The sequence below is a fragment of the Candidatus Vicinibacter affinis genome (genome assembly GCA_016714365.1).
Lineage (GTDB): Bacteria > Bacteroidota > Bacteroidia > Chitinophagales > Saprospiraceae > Vicinibacter > Vicinibacter affinis.
Window position 1 is genome coordinate 186246 of sequence record JADJNH010000007.1, and the last position, 20038, is coordinate 206283.

A 20038-nucleotide genomic window follows, 5' to 3' on the forward strand; every position below is an offset into this window, starting at 1 on the left:
AATGAAACATTGCATTATTGGTTTACTGATGGTAATCTTCGGTTTACCATCAGTATCTCAGAAACTCTATTTCGTCGCTCAGGATAGTCAAAAACAACAAAATGATATTTTTGAATTAGACATAAATTCATGTACTTATACCTTATGGTGCGATGATTATCAAGATAGTGATTTTTACATTAGACCTTTCCCTTACAAATTTTACTTTATAACTTGTGTAAATGAAATTGTTACCTGGGAATTATTAGATTCCTGCCATCAGGGCTCCAAAGTTGAATTATGGATTCAACCATCTATTCCAAGATCAATTGGTTATTCCAGAGAGAGTGACAAAAATGGGATTATTTGGTTATTTGATCCTTTAGGTGTAGGCAAAGTAAATCCACCTAGTCTTTTTTATACTTATCAAAACTATGCGAACCTTAATCTTTTTAGGTTCGGCCAATATGCCACAATTTACAATGGAAAAATATACACCATAGGTACTGAAATTAATGACCCTCTAAACAAAATAAGCATATTTGAAATCGATACTTCAACTTTAAAAGTAATAAGAAAAATTAGAACTTTTGAAAATTATGAAACCGCTCCTGGTTCACTATTTCCATTGAATATAAGTTGTGGGGTAAGCCATTTAATTTGTATTGTTCAAAATAAGTTATACTATTTGGATATTAATTCAGGAAATCTAAGTTTAATGTGTGACGTACAGCTCAATGCACCAAATGATAACTTTTTAGTCAATGGAGCTTCACCCTGGCCTTACAATCCAAATGATTGTGATGTTTTCATTGATTTGGATTTGGATGGAAACTCAGGAGATAAGACCAATGGATTTAACAAATTTTTGAAATGTCGTCAAAATAAATCGCTTATAACCGATGCTGATTTAGATGTATTTTCTGATTTTGGAAGCATGGATTCATTGAACGTTGAACTTTTAAATACTGTTGACAACAACTATGAGCGATTATCATTGGATACTTTTGGAAATTTTAAAGCTATTAATTCAAATACTTTTGTAAGAATTTTTCCCTCCGGTTTTACTTCAAACAAAGATTATGAACTGGCTTTAAAAAATATTTATTATGTCAATGATGCATGCCCGGTTTCTCCCGGTTTAAGAAAAATAAGGTTTATAGCTTATAAAAATGGAAAAACAGATACTGCTATTTGTAATTTAAATATTATAGGGCCTTATTTTAATGCAGGTAGCAATAATCAAATTTCAATTTGTAAAATTGACACTGTTATAAATTTATCTTCTTTCCTTGGAACTTGTTTTAGTTCTAATGGCATCTGGAGCAATTCAAAAGGAATTTTAAACCCCTCAAAAGATACCAGTGGAATTTACTCTTATACAGTAGGTGATTCCATTTGTGGAATAGATGCTGCATTTATCAAAGTTGATTTGCTTGGTCTACCTGCTTTTGACTTAGGAGCGGATCAATATATTTGTCCTGGAGACAGTGTTAGTTTTGAAGTCCCTGCCCTTCTTACTGTGGAATGGCAAGACAAGAGTACAGCACCAAAATATGTTGTCACGAATCCAGGAATTTACGAAGTAAGAATAACCAATGATAAGGGTTGTTTTATTTATGATTCGATTCAGATTTTTCAAAACAATTATACAACTGTAACCAGGTCCACATCCATCTGTCAGAATCAAAATTTTATCTATAAAAACATCTCCTATCCTCCCGGTTTTCTCATCAGAGATACCCTCTACGCTGCCTCCGGCTGCGATACTTTACTGGAATTGTGGCTACAACCTCTTCCTTTGCCCGCTGTGCGCATTTTGGGAGATACCCTCCTATGTGAAGGGGATACTGCCTTGCTCAGCACCTCAGCCTCCGGAAGCCTCCTGTGGTCCACCGGCGATACCACAAGAGCCATTCCTGCAGCACCGGGCAATTATTCCCTCACCGTCACGGATGCCAACAATTGCTCCGCAAGCTCTTCCTTCCACGTGGACCAGGCACCGCCACTTTCTTATGTCATCACTTCTTACGACCCCCTTTGCAGCGAGGAGCTGGGAAGCGTCCTCCTCAGGGTTTCTTCAGGTGGAATTCCTCCCATACAATATTCCCTCAACGGACTGACCAATCTTTCCGGCATCTTTTCTTCTCTGCCTCCGGGATCTTACATTGCCACTTTTTCGGATGCGCTGGGTTGTACCCGCTCTGACACAGTCCTCATCCTGCCTCCACCACTCTTTGAAGTCGACATGACAGACTCCCTTATCCTTGATGCAGGGTCTTCCGTCCTCGTGCAATACAGACTCCTCCAGGGCTCCATTCAGAACATCTTGTTCCGGCCCGGTGAAGGAATCGCTCTGAATCAGGGTGGGCTGCGCATCTCCGCAACCACCGACCAAATTTATACCCTCACCTTCATCGACGACAACGGCTGTGAGATTACCAAAACGCTCAAAGTCTCCGTCAGACAAAACAATGAATTCTTTGCCCCATTGATCTTCTCCCCAAACAACGATGGCATCAACGACTTTTGGTTGCCTTCCTGGGGCAGTTCCTGGACCCGGGCAGAAATCAAAATTTATGACCGGTGGGGTGCACTCATGGCTTCCCCTCCCCCAGCTCAGGGCTGGGATGGCAATCACCATGGAACGCCCTGCATCCCGGGTGTGTATCTGTTCCACATCGTTCTCTATGATGCGCAAGGTAACTCTACTTCTTTCTCTGGAGATCTTACTTTGGTGAGGTAAAACACATCATTCAGCTTCCTTAAACCTGCCTGAGAAAATTTAGTTTGCATTCAAAATAAATGTCCAAAAATTTGGAATTCTCAATCAGCCTTTGCTATATTCACTTAATTTTTATTACACCACATTTTTTTAGACACCGATTTAACACTTGCTATGTAACTTTTTTATTCATCTAAAATTTTTATCTATGAAAACTAAAATTTTTGCTACTGTATCAGCAAAATTAAATTCCGCCCCCCCCCATTTTTCTTCACTGAAATTTGGCATTCTTAACCCCTTTATCGCCTCCATCATGGCTGCACTCTTGACACTTGGTTTGCCTGGAATTGTGGTTGGACAGGATCCATTAGACATCAGTGGTATTAGTCTATTTAGAACTGCAGGTTATGGCGTTGAGAACCACGATTTTTCAATCTGGGTAATCCATCCGGATGATAACGGGGCTCAATGGAATTTTCAAGGAGCTTTTACTACTCAATCTTGTGGGGATGAAATATACGAGGGAACAATTTACTTATTAGGCCAAAACAGTGATAATAATACTATCAAAGTTCTGCCCTCCAGCGAAAATGATTATGCGGATTATACCAACGGAGTTACTGCTTACGATATGGCGAGAATTTCCGCTCACCTCAACAGTTTGGAAAATATTTCTTGCCCTTATAAAATAATTTCTGCCGATGCAGATGGTGACCAGACTATAGATTGGGATGACTATGATCAATTGAGTGATTTAATTCTTGGTTATATTGATGAATTTAACCGTCAAAGTTGGGAATGGGTTAATCCATACATGATTTCATTATCTACCTATGGAAGTTTTAGTACATATCCTTTTAGGTATGTCATTTCAGATCAGTGGCCGGGAGGTGTGATTTTCCCTCGACTTACTTATTCAGAAGTTGATAATAATCAATATAAATATTTTGATTACAGATCTACCAAAGTTGGGGACATTGACAAAACCGAAAATGGAGGTTCTATAAATACCTGGGTGTGTGGAGCAGGAAGCTATCCAAGTTGTTTTAATTGCAATGAAAAAATTAGTTCAAGAAGCAACACCAGCAACATAAGTAACATCAAAATTCATAAAGGGGATTTATTGGAATTTTATGTGGTCCCTGATCAAAACAGTTCTATAAATGGTTTAGAATTACCTGTTTTCATAGATGACAAGTATCTTGAAATTTTAACTATTGAAACCATACCAGAATTAAATGTTAAAACAAACTTCCAGCAAAAAAATAAGCGATTAACTGCTCTTGGTCTGGATTCTAAACTGGAGAAGCACAACTATGAAGCACAAACTCCCTTATTGAAATTTACCTTAAAAGCCAAATCTGATCACTTGCATCTGGGCAAAATAGTAGCCTGGGATCAAAACCGAAATCCTGAACTCATCAGTTTTCCGGACCTTTTAACTTCCAACGATTTATCACTGATTTTAATTAAGCATACGCCGGATAATTTTGATTTTGGACAAATAGGAAATACAAGCAGAATTTCCTTTGCCAACGATATTCAAAGAACGGTTTCTTATGATCTTTTTGATGCTTTGGGAAATAGAATTATTTCCGGAAAGTTATCTTTGGAGGCCGGATATCAGGAAGTGAATTTTGATGAGCAATTAACCCCGGGCTTATTCCATTTGGTCATCCAAAAGGAGCAACAAATCTTAACAAAAAAAATTATCAAAATTTAATTATACCGTTACCGGTCATGGATTTTATCTGTGACCGGTTATTTTAATTATGAAGAATTTAATTTCTTTGACCATCATTTTAATTTTTATTCAGACTGTATATAGTCAGGAAAGACTTGCTGTTACAAGATTATACATTGACCGTAAGCATGCTTTTCTACACACGAATTTTGATTGCAAGGATACTTTAATTATCTGCGATAATTTGAACATTGCTATTGACCAAATTTGTTATCATCCCAATGGAGATCTGATCGGAATTTGGCAGCAATGTCTTGGTCCCGTATCTAACTGTCCAAAAGACTCCATAGTCCTATTTAAGATTGATCCATTAAATTGCGAGGTAAAAATAATCAGATCCTTTTCACAAGATAATTTTTCGCTGTATCCTCGTTTATTTTATATTGACTATTTAGGTCGTATTATATCAAGAGGTGGAATTGGGATGCATGAAAAATTGCTACTCGCGGAAAGTCTAAGAGATACTTTTAAAACTATTAGTATTCTACCAAACAAGGGGATTTATTTTGATGATTTTACTTACATAAAAGGCTTGCTTTTTGCTTATGATAATTTTTCTGGTGAAATCGACCAATTTGACCAAAATTTTAAATTCATTAAATCTTATAATTATCTATCACATTCGTTAGGTAGTTTTACAAACATTTATTACGATTGTGACAGTTTTAATACTTTTTGTTTTGGAAGCAAAAAGGATATTAAAACATTAAATGATAAACCTTGGGATTTAGGTATTTATCAGTTCCGTTTTGATTTGCAAAATGGTATTTTATTGGACAGCATGTGCTACACTCCTGCTTTTGATACAAACGTTGTTGGGTGGGCTGGAAATCTCACCAGTAAGTATGAATACCTTGGTTCCGATCCGGAATGTGATCTCCTGCTCGATCTGGACCGCAATAATTCTTCCGGTCTTTATCCCTATGATTTTGATATTCCTTTCGCGCTTTGTGCGCCCAATGATTCCGCTACTCTTTGCGACGACGATCTTTATCTCCACACTTCTTTTCCTCTGGACAGCATCTCCATCCTCCTTTCCAATGCACTTAATCTGCCGCTGGAATTCATTGCTTCCACAGGTCTCCCACCGGGATTTTCTTTGCTTAGGCGTTCAGATTCTACCTGGACTTTGTCCGGATCATCCGCATCCGATGCAGAATACACCCTGGCGCTTAAATCACTCCGATATGTCAACAATGCTCCCTTCAGAATTTCTGGTTCCAGACAGATCTCCTTTCAGGGTCACAATTCCCTGAAATCAGGTTCTCTGGCCCGTGCTTTCCTCCGTCTGGGAAACAAGCCTTACAGTGGTCCCGATACCAGCATTCACATCTGCTTGCCGGCTCTTGATCCCGTTGATCTTCTTCCTCTCCTCTCCAACGCAGATTCAGATGGACTTTTTTATCCTCCACTGAAATCCGCCAACAAGGTCTTTGTGCCCGGCTCTGATTCCTATGGCCTCTACCGGTACATCACTACCGATCTCTTCTGTGGTACCGATACGGCACAGATACTCCTCTCTGAAGCCCATTCCATTCCCGCTGATCTGGGACCCGATCTGGAGTTTTGCAACGGCGATTCCTTCTCCCTCCTTCTCAACCACCCGGCACTGGACAGCCTGTGGATCAATGGATCTCCTGCCTCTCCTCATATCATTCTCCGCAAGCCCGGATCCTACTTCCTGACGCTCAAGTCTAAGGACGGGTGCCTGTCCTACGACTCCCTCCTCATTCAAAAATCTTCCAGGCTCCTATCTCGTTTTGACTCTTTGACGGTGTGTCGCAACGGTTCCTTGGTCTACAAAAATAAAACTTACTTCCCGGGTCAAACTATTCTTGATACTTTGTATGCTGCTCTTTCCTGTGACACCCTCCTCTCCATCTCGCTCATCCCCTCTGATCTGAACCTTACCAGAGTTACCAGACCTCTTTGTCTGAATGAAAAATATATCTACAAAAACATCTCCTATCCTCCCGGTTCTCTCATCAGAGATACCCTCTACGCCGCCTCAGGTTGCGATACTTTACTGGAATTGTGGCTACAACTGCTTCCTCTGCCCGCTGTAAGCATTTTGGGGGATACCCTCATTTGTGAAGGGGACACTACTTTGCTCAGCACCTCAGCCTCCGGAAGCCTCCTGTGGTCCACCGGCGATACCACAAGAGCCATTCCTGCAGCACCGGGCAATTATTCCCTCACCGTCACGGATGCCAACAATTGCTCCGCAAGCTCTTCCTTCCACGTGGACCAGGCACCGCCACTTTCTTACGTCATCACTTCTTACGACCCCTTTGCAGCGAGGAGCTGGGAAGCGTCCTCCTCAAGGTTTCTTCAGGTGGAATTCCTCCCTTTCAATATGCTCTCAACGGGATGACCAATCTTTCAGGCATCTTTTCTTCCCTGCCTCCGGGATCTTACATTGCCACTTTTTCAGATGCGCTGGGTTGTACCCGCTCTGACACAGTCCTCATCCTGCCTCCGCCACTCTTTGAAGTCGACATGACAGACTCCCTTATCCTCGATGCAGGGTCTTCCGTCCTGGTGCAATACAGACTCCTCAAAGGCTCCATTCAAAACATCTTGTTCCAGCCCGGTGAAGGAATCGCTCTGGATCAGGGTGGGCTGCGCATCTCCGCAACCACCGACCAAATTTATACCCTCACCTTCATCGACGACAACGGCTGTGAGATTACCAAAACGCTCAAGGTCTCCGTCAGACAAAACAATGAATTCTTTGCCCCATTGATCTTCTCCCCAAACAACGATGGCATCAACGACTTCTGGTTGCCTTCCTGGGGCAGCTCCTGGACCCGGGCAGAAATCAAAATCTATGACCGATGGGGGGCGCTCATGGCTTCCCCTCCCACAGCTCAGGGCTGGGATGGCAATCACCATGGAATGCCTTGCATCCCGGGTGTGTATCTGTTCCACATCGTTCTCTATGATGCGCAAGGTAGCTCTACTTCTTTCTCTGGAGATCTTACTTTGGTGAGGTAAAACACATCATTCAGCTTCCTTAAACCTGCCTGAGAAAATTTAGTTTGCATTCAAAATAAATGTCCAAAAATTTGGAATTCTCAATCAGCCTTTACTATATTCACTTAATTTTTATTACACCACATTTTTTTAGACACCGATTTAACACTGGGTATGTAACATTTTTATTCATCCAAAATTTTTATCTATGAAAACTAAAATTTTTGCTACTGTTTCAGCAAAATTAAATTCCTCCCCAACTCATTTTTCTTCACTGAAATTTGGCTTTCTTAAACCCGTCATCGCCTCCATCATGGCTACACTCTTGACACTTGGTTTGCCTGGAATTGTGGTTGGACAAGATTCATGTGAAACTGTTAATTTAGAAGGTCATTGTTTGTTTCGCAATTATAGCTTTGGAGTTAGTAACCATTCTTTTAGTATTTTAGTATACCAAGTTTCTGGATCCCAATGCGAAGGCCAAACCTCTCACACTTCAACTGGGTGTGAATATGGGATTTTTGAAATCGAAGATTATACTGAAATTCCTAGCAGCATCAACTCTACTTTAAGCGTAGTCGAGGTAACCCCTTACACGGATAATGATGTATATGATTATCAGGATGGTGTTACAGCAGCAGATGTGGCCGCCATTAATAAGCATGTATTGGGTATTGAATACATCACTGATCCTTATAAAATTGTTGCTGCTGATCCTACAGGAAATCAAATTATTGATTCCAATGATAGAGTTGCCATTTATAATCTCATTTTATACAATACCCTCTTTAATAGAACCAGCTGGGATTGGTTTAATGAATATCAGGTGGCAAATAATTCTTCTCACTTTAATTCCAATCCTTTTGCTTATTCATTATGGGATCTATGGACTGACCAGATCATCATCTATCCCAGCATGAGTCACAGTACACTCGTAAATTATCAAAACAGATACCTCCATTACAGAACTACAAAAGTTGGTGAAATTGACAACACCACTGCCAATACCTGGGTATGTGATACCTACACTTTTAAATCACCTGCTGTTTCTGCAAGATCCGGCACAGATATCCAAAATCTAAAAGTGCCCGCAAATTCAGAATTACGCTTTAGTGTGGCCGTAGAAATCAATGAACCCATTGTTAGTTTAGAATTACCCATTAGAATTGATAAAAGTTTATTCACCATAAAAGACATCAGTTCCACCGGAAACTTCCCGATCAATTATGCTTACAGTGAACTGACCAATCGCCTCACCATCTTATGGGTGGATGCTAATTTAAAAGAATTAAAAACAAATGGAGAATCAATAATTCTGAATTTTACTTTGATTGCAAATAAATCGATTGACAATTTAACCAATGAAATTATTTGGGATCCTAAAAGGCAGGTAGAAGCGACCAATATGAAAGGTCATCTTATAAACACTAATGCACGGATAATTTTGGATGATGTAATTCAAGGTAATTTAAGCATGATTTATAATCATAACTTCCATGAAATTCAAATTCACAGCAACAATTCAGGTTTTGGAGAATTGATGTTTTTTGATTCCAATGGAAACTTAATATCAGGGGATAAAATTGAATTGTTCGAAGGAAAGGCAAATTATAAGGTTCCTGAAAATTTAACGCCGGGAATCTATTTTGCCAAACTGGTTACCTTAGATAAGGTATTCTCTGCAAAATTTTTATCTAAATAAAATTTTTATTGACGGTTGGGTATCAGATTAAAACCCAACCGTTCTCCAAATTTTTATCATTCAATCTATGTTCAGAGCAATTGTTGTTGTAATTCTAATTATATTAATTAAACCAATTGGAATTGCTCAAAATATTATTTTTTGGTCCGGTGGATTTCAAGTAGAATGGGATGCAGCCAGTTGTTCTCTTAATACAACTTTTTGTCAACCTATTTCAAACAAAGCTTATGCTTTTCACCCAAATGGAAATATTGTTTGGATGAGGTCAACACCGCTTCCGGGAAATTTCTCAAGAGTTGCATATTATATTAGGGATTTTATTAATTGTGATACAACCCTTATGTATTCATTTGTAAAATATAATTATTCTCAAAATGGCGCTCCACTAAAAATTGATCATTTGGGCAGAATGTATGCCAATAACACAAAAGACAGCAGTATTGTGGTTTCTAATTTCATTGGTGACTCGCTTCATTATTTATTAAACTGGCAAATAAGACCATCATATATTTTATTAGATAATGATGAAATTCTCCTGCTCAACTATACTAAAACATATTCAAGATATGACAAGAATTACAATTTTATACAAAATGTCCAGTTTTCTGTTCCCATTGTCAATTTGACAAAATTAATAATTGATTGCGACTCTAGTTATTATTTGGCCGCAGCACTGGACATGCCAATGGATGTTTATTTAGATTCATTAAATAACCATTTTTTTGAATTTTCCTTTAGTACAGAACACACCAGAATTATTGCCTATGATTTGAAATCTAATCGAGAGATAAAAGAGCTGTGCAAAGTTATTTTGCCATTTAAAAATACATATATCGGCATCCTAAACCCTCTGGAATTTCTGGATTCAGAAAACCAATGTGATCTCCTGCTCGATCTGGACCGCAATAATTCTTCCGGTCTTTATCCCTATGATTTTGATATTCCCTTTGCGCTTTGTGCGCCCAATGATTCCGCTACTCTTTGCGACGACGATCTTTACCTCCACACTTCTTTTCCTCTGGACAGCATCTCCATCCTCCTTTCCAACGCTCTTAATCTCCCGCTGGAATTCATTGCTTCCACAGGTCTCCCGCCGGGATTTTCTTTGCTTAGGCGTTCTGATTCTACCTGGACTTTGTCCGGATCATCCGCATCCGATGCAGAATACACCCTGGCACTTAAATCACTCCGATATGTCAACAATGCTCCCTTCAGAATTTCAGGTTCCAGACAGATCTCCTTTCAGGGTCACAATTCCCTGAAATCAGGTTCTCTGGCCCGTGCTTTCCTCCGTCTGGGAAACAAGCCTTACAGTGGTCCCGATACCAGCATTCACATCTGCTTGCCGGCTCTTGATCCCGTTGATCTTCTTCCTCTCCTCTCCAACGCAGATTCAGATGGACTTTTTTATCCTCCACTGAAATCCGCCAACAAGGTCTTTGTGCCCGGCTCTGATTCCTATGGCCTCTACCGGTACATCACTACCGATCTCTTCTGTGGTACCGATACGGCACAGATACTCCTCTCTGAAGCCCATTCCATTCCCGCTGATCTGGGACCCGATCTGGAGTTTTGCAACGGCGATTCCTTCTCCCTCCTTCTCAACCACCCGGCACTGGACAGCCTGTGGATCAATGGATCTCCTGCCTCTCCTCATATCATTCTCCGCAAGCCCGGATCCTACTTCCTGACGCTCAAGTCTAAGGACGGGTGCCTGTCCTACGACTCCCTCCTCATTCAAAAATCTTCCAGGCTCCTATCTCGTTTTGACTCTTTGACGGTGTGTCGCAACGGTTCCTTGGTCTACAAAAATAAAACTTACTTCCCGGGTCAAACTATTCTTGATACTTTGTATGCTGCTCTTTCCTGTGACACCCTCCTCTCCATCTCGCTCATCCCCTCTGATCTGAACCTTACCAGAGTTACCAGACCTCTTTGTCTGAATGAAAAATATATCTACAAAAACATCTCCTATCCTCCCGGTTCTCTCATCAGAGATACCCTCTACGCCGCCTCAGGTTGCGATACTTTACTGGAATTGTGGCTACAACTGCTTCCTCTGCCCGCTGTAAGCATTTTGGGGGATACCCTCATTTGTGAAGGGGACACTACTTTGCTCAGCACCTCAGCCTCCGGAAGCCTCCTGTGGTCCACCGGCGATACCACAAGAGCCATTCCTGCAGCACCGGGCAATTATTCCCTCACCGTCACGGATGCCAACAATTGCTCCGCAAGCTCTTCCTTCCACGTGGACCAGGCACCGCCACTTTCTTACGTCATCACTTCTTACGACCCCCTTTGCAGCGAGGAGCTGGGAAGCGTCCTCCTCAAGGTTTCTTCAGGTGGAATTCCTCCCTTTCAATATGCTCTCAACGGGATGACCAATCTTTCCGGCATCTTTTCTTCCCTGCCTCCGGGATCTTACATTGCCACTTTTTCAGATGCGCTGGGTTGTACCCGCTCTGACACAGTCCTCATCTTGCCTCCGCCACTCTTTGAAGTCGACATGACAGACTCCCTTATCCTCGATGCAGGGTCTTCCGTCCTGGTGCAATACAGACTCCTCAAAGGCTCCATTCAAAACATCTTGTTCCAGCCCGGTGAAGGAATCGCTCTGGATCAGGGTGGGCTGCGCATCTCCGCAACCACTGACCAAATTTATACCCTCACCTTCATCGACGACAACGGCTGTGAGATTACCAAAACGCTCAAAGTCTCTGTCAGACAAAACAATGAATTCTTTGCCCCATTGATCTTCTCCCCAAACAACGATGGCATCAACGACTTTTGGTTGCCTTCCTGGGGCAGCTCCTGGACGCGGGCAGAAATCAAAATCTATGACCGGTGGGGGGCGCTCATGGCTTCCCCTCCCGCCACTCAGGGCTGGGATGGCAATCACCATGGAATGCCTTGCATCCCGGGTGTGTATCTGTTCCACATCGTTCTCTATGATGCGCAAGGTACCTCTACTTCTTTCTCTGGAGATCTTACTTTGGTGAGGTAAAGCACATCATTCAGCTTCCTTTAACCTGCCTGAGAAAATTTAGTTTGCATTCAAAATAAATGTCCAAAAATTTGGAATTCTCAATCAGCCTTTGCTATATTCACTTAATTTTTATTACACCACATTTTTTTAGACACCGATTTAAAACTTGCTATGTAACTTTTTTATTCATCTAAAATTTTTATCTATGAAAACTAAAATTTTTGCTACTGTTTCAGCAAAATTAAATTCCTACCCCCCCCATTTTTCTTTACTGAAATTTGGTTTTCTTAAACCCGTCATCGCCTCCATCATGGCTACACTTTTTACCATCGCATTGCCTGGATTGGTCAATGGGCAATGTCCATCAAGCTATTCTGGACAGATGGGAAATAATCAACCTTATACTCCATGTGGTTTTAATACAATAGACGTATTAATGAATACTTCTAATAACTTCACAGCCTATACAGGGATAGTCAATGGAAACTTTTCCTCTAATGTGAAAATTCTTAGTATTTCAAATTCAAGTGGAGTTACGTCCAGCATCTCTGGAGACTATAATTTTACAATTAATTTGAACAATAAATCTATTACAAGTGGCACTGCAATTTCCCTTGCAACAATAACCTACACTTTGATGACAGGAAATTCCGCATCAGCTGTAACTACTTTTACCCGTGTGACTGCTGTCGACCCAGGAGCTCCGGGTGGTTATACTTTATGTACGACTGGAGGAAATGCCAGCTCTGAGAGTATCTCTCTTGCTCAGCGTACACTAGAGGGAAATGTACTTATTCCAAGTGAGTTTAGCTGCACTTCCGGAAGCACCAATCATGGTTTACCGGAGCGTGATATTGCAATTGATATGAACTATAATCCGTATTACAACATTTGTACAATTACTGATACTCCTTCAGATGGTTTTTATGAATGTGAGGAACTTCGAAATGGGTGTAAGTATAAAGTTTGTGTAACGCATGAAAATGAACAAGCTTGTGGAATTGATGAATTTGATCTTGATGTCATAAGGGATCACATCCTTGGAACAGATTGTTTTGATTGGGTTTGGCAACTTTATGCTGCAGATGTAAATAATAATGGTTCCATTTCAACAGCAGATGTGCTCCAAATCCAAAATATACTTAACAATGTATCTGCTACAATGCCATTGATGTGGAAATACATCAATTACACAGAATATGTTGCTCAGGTTTTAATAAACCAAAATGACAATTGTAATGCAGATATTCCTGTTGCTGACAATTGTGCCGAAATAACAATTTCCTCCAATCCCACTGTGGAAGATTGGTATGGTTTTCCGGTAGGAGATGTAAATTATTCCTGCACCTCTTGTGAATTTGCGTCTGCCCCGGTGTCACGATCTTATACTTTGGGAGAAAACTTTCAAAATATTTTAATTAATCACACGAATACAAATGAATTAGTTTTACATTTTGATTGTCCTTTCAAAGTAAATGTATGGTCCATGGTTCTTCAGAACCTTGCCCTTCAAAATGAAATTGTCGCAGTGTACCAAGACGACAAAGAATCCAATAGCTTTGCCTGGAATTATGAGAAACAGACAAATCAGTTAAGAATGTCTTATGTTTCAAACTCAATTTTTACAAAAAGAAATTTTAAAATTAATATAATTTATAAATCCAAATTGGAAATCAATGGTTCCTGCATGCGATTGGTCAATGGCGATCCCAAAATTCATAATTTAATAATCGGTGAAAACGGATCCTATTCATATTTTGATCAACCTGTGTTCAATCATGATTCCGGTTTTACCATTTACCCAATCCCCACTACAAATTATCTTAGCTTCCTCGGTGAAATTCCCGAAGAGCACCAACTTAAAATTTATTCTTCAAATGGAATCGAGGTCTATTCTGGTAAAGTGGTTGAAAAAACAATAAACACCTCAAATTTTCCTCCAGGAATTTACTTTTTAGAATTGTTTTCCAATTCAAAGTCCATTTTTAAAAAAGTATTTATTTCCAAAGTTCATTAGAATGAAACATTGCATTATTGGTTTACTGATGGTAATCTTTGGGTTACCATCAGTATCTCAGAAACTCTATTTCCTCGCTCAGGATAGTCAAGCACATCAAAACGATATTTTTGAATTAGACATAAATTCCTGTACATATGCCTTATGGTGTGATGATATACCAAGTCATGATTATTATATAAGACCATTCCCTCAAAAATATTATTTTTTAACAACTATAAATGCTGTTATTACTTGGGAATTATTAGATTCCTGCCATCAGGGCACCAAAATTGAATCATGGATTCAACCATCTATCCCAAGACAAATTGGTTATTCCAGAGAGAGTGACAAAGATGGGATTATCTGGTTATTTGATGATTTAGGTGTTGGCAAAGTAAATCCGCCTAGTCTTTATTTTGCATATCAAAATTATGCAGACCTAAATCTATTTAAGTTTGACACAAAAGCCACAATTTACAATGGAAAAATTTATACTACCGGCACTGAAATTAATGACCCTCTAAACAAAATAAGCATATTTGAAATCGATACTTCAACTTTAAAAGTAATAAGAAAAATTAGAACTTTTGAAAATTATGAAACCACTCCTGGTTCACTATTTCCATTGAATATAAGTTGTGGGGTAAGCCACTTAATTTGTACTATCCATAACAAGTTATACTATTTGGATATTAATTCAGGAAATCTAAGTTTAATGTGTGATGTACAGCTCAATGCACCAAATACTTTTATATCGAATGGAGCTTCTCCCTGGCCTTACAATCCAAATGATTGTGATGTTTTTATTGATTTGGATTTGGATGGAAACTCAGGAGATAAGACTAATGGATTTAACAAATTTTTGAAATGTCGTCAAAATAAATCACTTATAACCGATGCTGATTTAGATGTATTTTCTGATTTTGGAAGCATGGATTCATTGAACGTTGAGCTTTTAAATACTGTTGACAACAACTTTGAGCGATTATCATTGGATACTTTTGGAAATTTTAAGGCTATTAGTTCAAATACTTTTGTAAGAATTTTTCCATCCGGTTTTACTTCAAACAAAGATTATGAATTAGCTTTAAAAAATATTTATTACGTCAATGATGCATGCCCGGTTTCTCCAGGCTTAAGAAAGATAAGGTTTATAGCTTATAAAAATGGAAAAACAGATACTGCTATTTGTAATCTAAATATTATCGGGCCTTATTTTAATGCAGGCAGCAATAATCAAATTTCAATTTGTAAAATTGACACTGTTATAAATCTATCTTCTTTCCTTGGAACTTGTTTTAGTTCTAATGGCATCTGGAGCAATTCAACAGGAATTTTAAATCCTTCAAAAGATACCAGTGGAATTTACTCTTATACAGTAGGTGATTCTATTTGTGGAATAGATGCTTCTTTTATCAAAGTTGATTTGCTTGATCTACCTGCTTTTGATTTAGGATCGGATCAATATATTTGTCCTGGAGACAGTGTTAGTTTTGAAGTTCCTGCCCTTTTTACTGTGGAATGGCAAGACAAGAATACAACACCAAAATATGTTGTCACGAATCCAGGAATTTACAAAGTAAGAATAACCAATAACAAGGGTTGTTTTATTTATGATTCGATTCAGGTTTTTCAAAACAATTATACTACTTTAACCAATTCAAAATCTATCTGTCAGAATCAAAATTTTATCTACAAAAATATCTCCTATCCTCCCGGTTCTCTCATCAGAGATACCCTCTACGCCGCCTCAGGTTGCGATACTTTACTGGAATTGTGGCTAAAACCTCTTCCTTTGCCCGCTGTAAGCATTTTGGGAGATACCCTCCTCTGTGAAGGGGATACTGCTTTGCTCAGCACCTCAGCCTCCGGAAGCCTCCTGTGGTCCACCGGCGATATCACTAGAGCCATTCCCGCAGCACCGGGAAATTATTCCCTCACCGTCACGGATGCCAACAATTGCTCCGCAAGCTCTTCCTTCCGCGTGGATCAGGCACCACCCATTTCTTACGTCATCACTTCTTACGACCCCCTTTGCAGCGATGAGCTGGGAAGCGTCCTCCTCAAGGTTTCTTCAGGTGGAATTCCTCCCATACAATATTCCCTCAATGGACTGACCAATCCTTCGGGCATCTTTTCTTCTCTGCCTCCGGGATCTTACATTGCCACTTTTTCAGATGCGCTGGGTTGTACCCGCTCTGACACAGTCCTCATCCTGTCTCCGCCACTCTTTGAAGTCGACATGACAGACTCCCTTATCCTCGATGCAGGGTCTTCCGTCCTGGTGCAATACAGACTCCTCAAAGGCTCCATTCAAAACATCTTGTTCCAGCCCGGTGAAGGAATCGCTCTGGATCAGGGTGGGCTGCGCATCTCCGCAACCACTGACCAAATTTATACCCTCACCTTCATCGACGACAACGGCTGTGAGATTACCAAAACGCTCAAAGTCTCTGTCAGACAAAACAATGAATTCTTTGCCCCATTGATCTTCTCCCCAAACAACGATGGCATCAACGACTTTTGGTTGCCTTCCTGGGGCAGCTCCTGGACGCGGGCAGAAATCAAAATCTATGACCGGTGGGGGGCGCTCATGGCTTCCCCTCCCGCCACTCAGGGCTGGGATGGCAATCACCATGGAATGCCTTGCATCCCGGGTGTGTATCTGTTCCACATCGTTCTCTATGATGCGCAAGGTACCTCTACTTCTTTCTCTGGAGATCTTACTTTGGTGAGATAAGAGATTGTTATAATTCCTTCCATTCGAAGCTTGCAAAATCCATAAATCTCTTAAAATTGGTGTCATGTAAATTTAAGGGGATTAAGTAGAAATTAAACATCTTTAATAATTTTATTAAAAAGATTCAAATACCTCATCATATATTATCGTAAAAGAAATTCAGTTCGGCCTTTTTCATTTTAGCTAAAACTGATTTCTCTACAAATTTTTGACTTGACCCAAAAAAAATCGTAACCATTCAGATTAGCTTTGGAACCTCATTATTATTATTTTTGTTTTCAAATAACTATTATGAAACCTCAAGTAACTATTCAAGAATTACAACAGCTCATCAAGGAGTTGGTCCTCAGTCAGAAAGAAACTGAAAAACTTTTTAAGGAAACGGATCGAAAGTTTCGGGAAACTGACCGCAAAATCAATAAAACCATTCACCTCTTCGAAAGTCAGTGGGGTAAGTTTGTAGAAAGTCTGGTTAATGGAAATCTGATCTACATTCTACGATCCAAAGGAATCGATGTACACGATACCACCCAGAGAAGAAAAGGAGAACACAATGGTCGTCAGTTTGAGTTTGACATCATTGCAAAAAACGGATCTGAAATCGTTATCGTGGAAGTTAAATCCACACTGAATGTTCAAGCCGTTAAAGATTTCCTGGACGAACTCAGTCTGGTACGAGGTTGGCTGGAAGAATACAAGGACTTTAAACTTTACGGCGCAGTTGCTTTTCTGACCGCCGATGAAGAAAGCCCTCTTTTCTCAGAGCGTCAGGGTTTATTTGTGATCAAAGCAACCGGCGATTCTGCCATTCTCGTAAACAAAGATGACTTCAGACCCAAGGAGTGGTAATCTTTCCATTGTTAAAATTTAAGTTGACATTTAGAGTAGTTCGTGAATTTACTCGAACTATTTAACTCCGATTAAACAAATAGTTTTATTCAATAAGTACTGCCATCGGAACTGACTTTTTATTATTTTTGTTTTAAAATAACTATTATGGAACCTCAAGTAACTATTCAGGAATTACAACAACTCATCAAGGAGTTGGTCATCAGTCAAAAAGAAACGGAAAAACTTTTTAAGGAAACGGATTTACAATTCAAGGAAACGGATCGGAGATTTAAGGAAACTGACAGACAATTTAAGGACACTGACCGTAAAATCAATAAAACCATTCACCTCTTCGAAAGTCAGTGGGGCAAGTTTGTAGAAAGTCTGGTCAATGGAAATCTGATCCACATTCTCCGATCCAAAGGAATCGATGTACACGACACTACCCAAAGAAGAAAAGGAGAACACAACGGTCGCCAGTTTGAATTTGACATCATTGCAAAAAATGGTTCCGAAATTGTCATCGTAGAAGTTAAATCCACCCTAAACGTGCAGGTCGTTAAAGATTTCCTGGACGAACTCAGTCAGGTAAGAGATTGGCTGGAAGAATACAAGGACTTTAAACTTTACGGCGCAGTTGCTTTTCTGACTGCCGATGAAGAAAGCCCTCTTTTCTCAGAACGTCAAGGTTTATTTGTGATCAAAGCAACCGGCGATTCTGCCATTCTCGTAAACAAAGACGACTTCAGACCCAAGGAATGGTAAAGCATTTGAGAAAAAATATTCTGCGAATAAAAATAATATTTCTATTTCAGAAAAAAATATTTCTGAATTCCGATTCTGTATAAAGGATAAAAATGCACGTATGATTTTCCCAAAAGAGAGAATCCAAGTGAAACATCTACCCGCAGATTTGAATTAAAAATTCTTTGAATTCCGGGATAAATTTCTAAATAATGCCCTTTATTAAATGCAGGATTTTTATTTTCCAATTCTCGGTTATTATATAAGAATTGGGCACTTTGATATTGCTTTCCAAGGAATTCCACATATAGGTTTGTATTGGTCTCTTCATAGGTATTCATCCTGTTTCCTTGCAGCAAATAACCAAATGATAAATGATAGTAAATTGCATTTCCATAAATAAGTTTACGTTGAATTTCTTGTCCGTTGACCGGATCAGGTTCTGATTCTGAATAGGCAGTCGGAAAAATCCCTCCGGTAGTTAAACTCAAAGCAAATCTTTTTTCCAACACACTTAATACTATTCCGGCACCAACTCCACTATTGTCATCCATTAGATTTGGTTCGGCTTCATCATGTGCTTGCTTGACATTTGACCACTCTCCTATAATGGCACACCTCAGATGCCTGTTTTTCCCATCCAAATTAAAAATTCTGAATTTGGCAAGTGCATGAAAACCGTTCCAACTAAAAGGATAGGTGACTCCACGTTGCGGAAAATTCGTAAAATAATAGGTACCTGTACTTCCGGTATGCCTGTGCCCTATCAGATCCGGTGGTAATTTTTTTGCATGGTGATTGGAAATACTTCCTGTCAAGGCAATGCTGAAATTGGAGGTCAGACCGTACATCAATTTAAATCCGGTCCATGCACGCACTGTTTTAATCTCATAATTTGCCTCCGCAAATCCACGTAAACCTATTACACCCTTTGGGACAGTATTGGCTGATTCTGCCAGTGGAAATAACTCTTGTCCCTGCACCAGCGTAAAAAATAAAATAAATCCTGTGACCAGATTTGTTCTGAAAATCATAAAATCAAAATATAATGTCCGGATGTCTGCATTTTTATATCCGGATATGTTCTTGAAATGCTCTTCCAATCTTTAGAAGGTAGATATTTCTTTGAGATATACTGAATGTGCATTTGTGTTGCAGGCTTGTACGCTTCTGAATTCAACACTTTAAATGTAAGACTCCCTAATGAAATTTGAATTTCCTCTAACATTTTCCAATTTCTTCCCATCAAATTTCCCCTTACCATCCTTACTGAAAATCCTGCATTTACTACCGCTTTTACCAACTTATCCAAATCACTGACTGAATCTGTAATACGGACTGAAGCAACTGTATTGATTAAATCCATCTTGACATCTTCCACAAAATGGAGGCGACGTATACTTTCTTCAACCGTCTTACAACACAGTGAACAGGTCAGGCCATTAATACCTATTTGAATCTCACTTTGTGCAAATATTTGATTATCCAAAAAAAATAAAAGTAAAATATTCAGAAGGTTCCCATAAATTCCGAATTTGAAACTTTTAGAATTAATGAATCTCAACTCCATTTTGTTTAATTAATTCGTCTAATTTATTACTTGGCTAATGGA

The 20038-nt window shown here is 39.5% G+C and carries 12 protein-coding genes; 10 read left to right on the forward strand and 2 right to left on the reverse strand.

Annotated features, from left to right (window positions below; translation table 11 throughout):
- Position 1 precedes the first annotated feature (1 nt).
- The 10 genes from IPJ53_15740 (at position 2) to IPJ53_15785 (ending at position 18447) form a co-directional block, all read left to right on the forward strand.
- On the forward strand, positions 2 to 2725 hold the full coding sequence (locus tag IPJ53_15740) for a T9SS type B sorting domain-containing protein (GenBank protein MBK7800554.1): 2724 nt from the start codon (positions 2 to 4) through the stop codon (positions 2723 to 2725).
- 187 nt (positions 2726 to 2912) lie between these two features.
- Positions 2913 to 4427, forward strand: a complete 1515-nt coding sequence (locus IPJ53_15745) for a hypothetical protein (protein ID MBK7800555.1) — start codon at positions 2913 to 2915, stop codon at positions 4425 to 4427.
- Between the two features lie 49 nt (positions 4428 to 4476).
- Positions 4477 to 6822, forward strand: a complete 2346-nt coding sequence (locus IPJ53_15750; protein MBK7800556.1) for a hypothetical protein — start codon at positions 4477 to 4479, stop codon at positions 6820 to 6822.
- A gap of 125 nt (positions 6823 to 6947) precedes the next feature.
- Positions 6948 to 7445: a T9SS type B sorting domain-containing protein gene (locus IPJ53_15755; GenBank protein MBK7800557.1), complete on the forward strand. Its 498-nt coding sequence runs from the start codon at positions 6948 to 6950 to the stop codon at positions 7443 to 7445.
- A gap of 187 nt (positions 7446 to 7632) precedes the next feature.
- Complete coding sequence (locus tag IPJ53_15760; protein ID MBK7800558.1) at positions 7633 to 9126, forward strand: hypothetical protein; 1494 nt, start codon at positions 7633 to 7635, stop codon at positions 9124 to 9126.
- Positions 9127 to 9193: 67 nt separating this feature from the next.
- Positions 9194 to 12130 (forward strand): T9SS type B sorting domain-containing protein, encoded by a 2937-nt coding sequence (locus tag IPJ53_15765; protein MBK7800559.1) that lies wholly within the window; start codon positions 9194 to 9196, stop codon positions 12128 to 12130.
- 187 nt (positions 12131 to 12317) lie between these two features.
- A complete protein-coding gene (locus tag IPJ53_15770; protein MBK7800560.1) occupies positions 12318 to 14129 on the forward strand; it encodes a T9SS type A sorting domain-containing protein in 1812 nt (603 codons plus the stop codon).
- A gap of 1 nt (position 14130) precedes the next feature.
- Positions 14131 to 16851: a T9SS type B sorting domain-containing protein gene (locus tag IPJ53_15775; GenBank protein ID MBK7800561.1), complete on the forward strand. Its 2721-nt coding sequence runs from the start codon at positions 14131 to 14133 to the stop codon at positions 16849 to 16851.
- Positions 16852 to 17160: 309 nt separating this feature from the next.
- Positions 17161 to 17700, forward strand: coding sequence for a hypothetical protein (locus IPJ53_15780; protein ID MBK7800562.1), 540 nt, complete (start codon positions 17161 to 17163; stop codon positions 17698 to 17700).
- Positions 17701 to 17901: 201 nt separating this feature from the next.
- On the forward strand, positions 17902 to 18447 hold the full coding sequence (locus IPJ53_15785; protein MBK7800563.1) for a hypothetical protein: 546 nt from the start codon (positions 17902 to 17904) through the stop codon (positions 18445 to 18447).
- 41 nt (positions 18448 to 18488) lie between these two features.
- Here IPJ53_15785 and IPJ53_15790 read toward each other — a convergent pair whose 3' ends face one another.
- Positions 18489 to 19460 carry a hypothetical protein gene (locus IPJ53_15790; protein ID MBK7800564.1) on the reverse strand — a complete coding sequence of 324 codons (972 nt, stop codon included), beginning with the start codon at positions 19458 to 19460 and terminating at the stop codon, positions 18489 to 18491.
- Positions 19457 to 19996: a heavy-metal-associated domain-containing protein gene (locus tag IPJ53_15795; GenBank protein MBK7800565.1), complete on the reverse strand. Its 540-nt coding sequence runs from the start codon at positions 19994 to 19996 to the stop codon at positions 19457 to 19459. Before IPJ53_15795 ends, IPJ53_15790 begins: the two co-directional genes overlap by 4 nt.
- Positions 19997 to 20038 lie beyond the last annotated feature (42 nt).

Coding starts and splice junctions, on each gene's coding strand:
- IPJ53_15750 (MBK7800556.1), top strand. CDS start 4,477: ATGAAGAATTTAATTTCTTTGACCATCATTTTAATTTTTATTCAGACT.
- IPJ53_15760 (MBK7800558.1), top strand. CDS start 7,633: ATGAAAACTAAAATTTTTGCTACTGTTTCAGCAAAATTAAATTCCTCC.
- IPJ53_15775 (MBK7800561.1), top strand. CDS start 14,131: ATGAAACATTGCATTATTGGTTTACTGATGGTAATCTTTGGGTTACCA.
- IPJ53_15745 (MBK7800555.1), top strand. CDS start 2,913: ATGAAAACTAAAATTTTTGCTACTGTATCAGCAAAATTAAATTCCGCC.
- IPJ53_15765 (MBK7800559.1), top strand. CDS start 9,194: ATGTTCAGAGCAATTGTTGTTGTAATTCTAATTATATTAATTAAACCA.
- IPJ53_15795 (MBK7800565.1), bottom strand. CDS start 19,996: ATGGAGTTGAGATTCATTAATTCTAAAAGTTTCAAATTCGGAATTTAT.
- IPJ53_15740 (MBK7800554.1), top strand. CDS start 2: ATGAAACATTGCATTATTGGTTTACTGATGGTAATCTTCGGTTTACCA.
- IPJ53_15790 (MBK7800564.1), bottom strand. CDS start 19,460: ATGATTTTCAGAACAAATCTGGTCACAGGATTTATTTTATTTTTTACG.
- IPJ53_15755 (MBK7800557.1), top strand. CDS start 6,948: ATGACAGACTCCCTTATCCTCGATGCAGGGTCTTCCGTCCTGGTGCAA.
- IPJ53_15770 (MBK7800560.1), top strand. CDS start 12,318: ATGAAAACTAAAATTTTTGCTACTGTTTCAGCAAAATTAAATTCCTAC.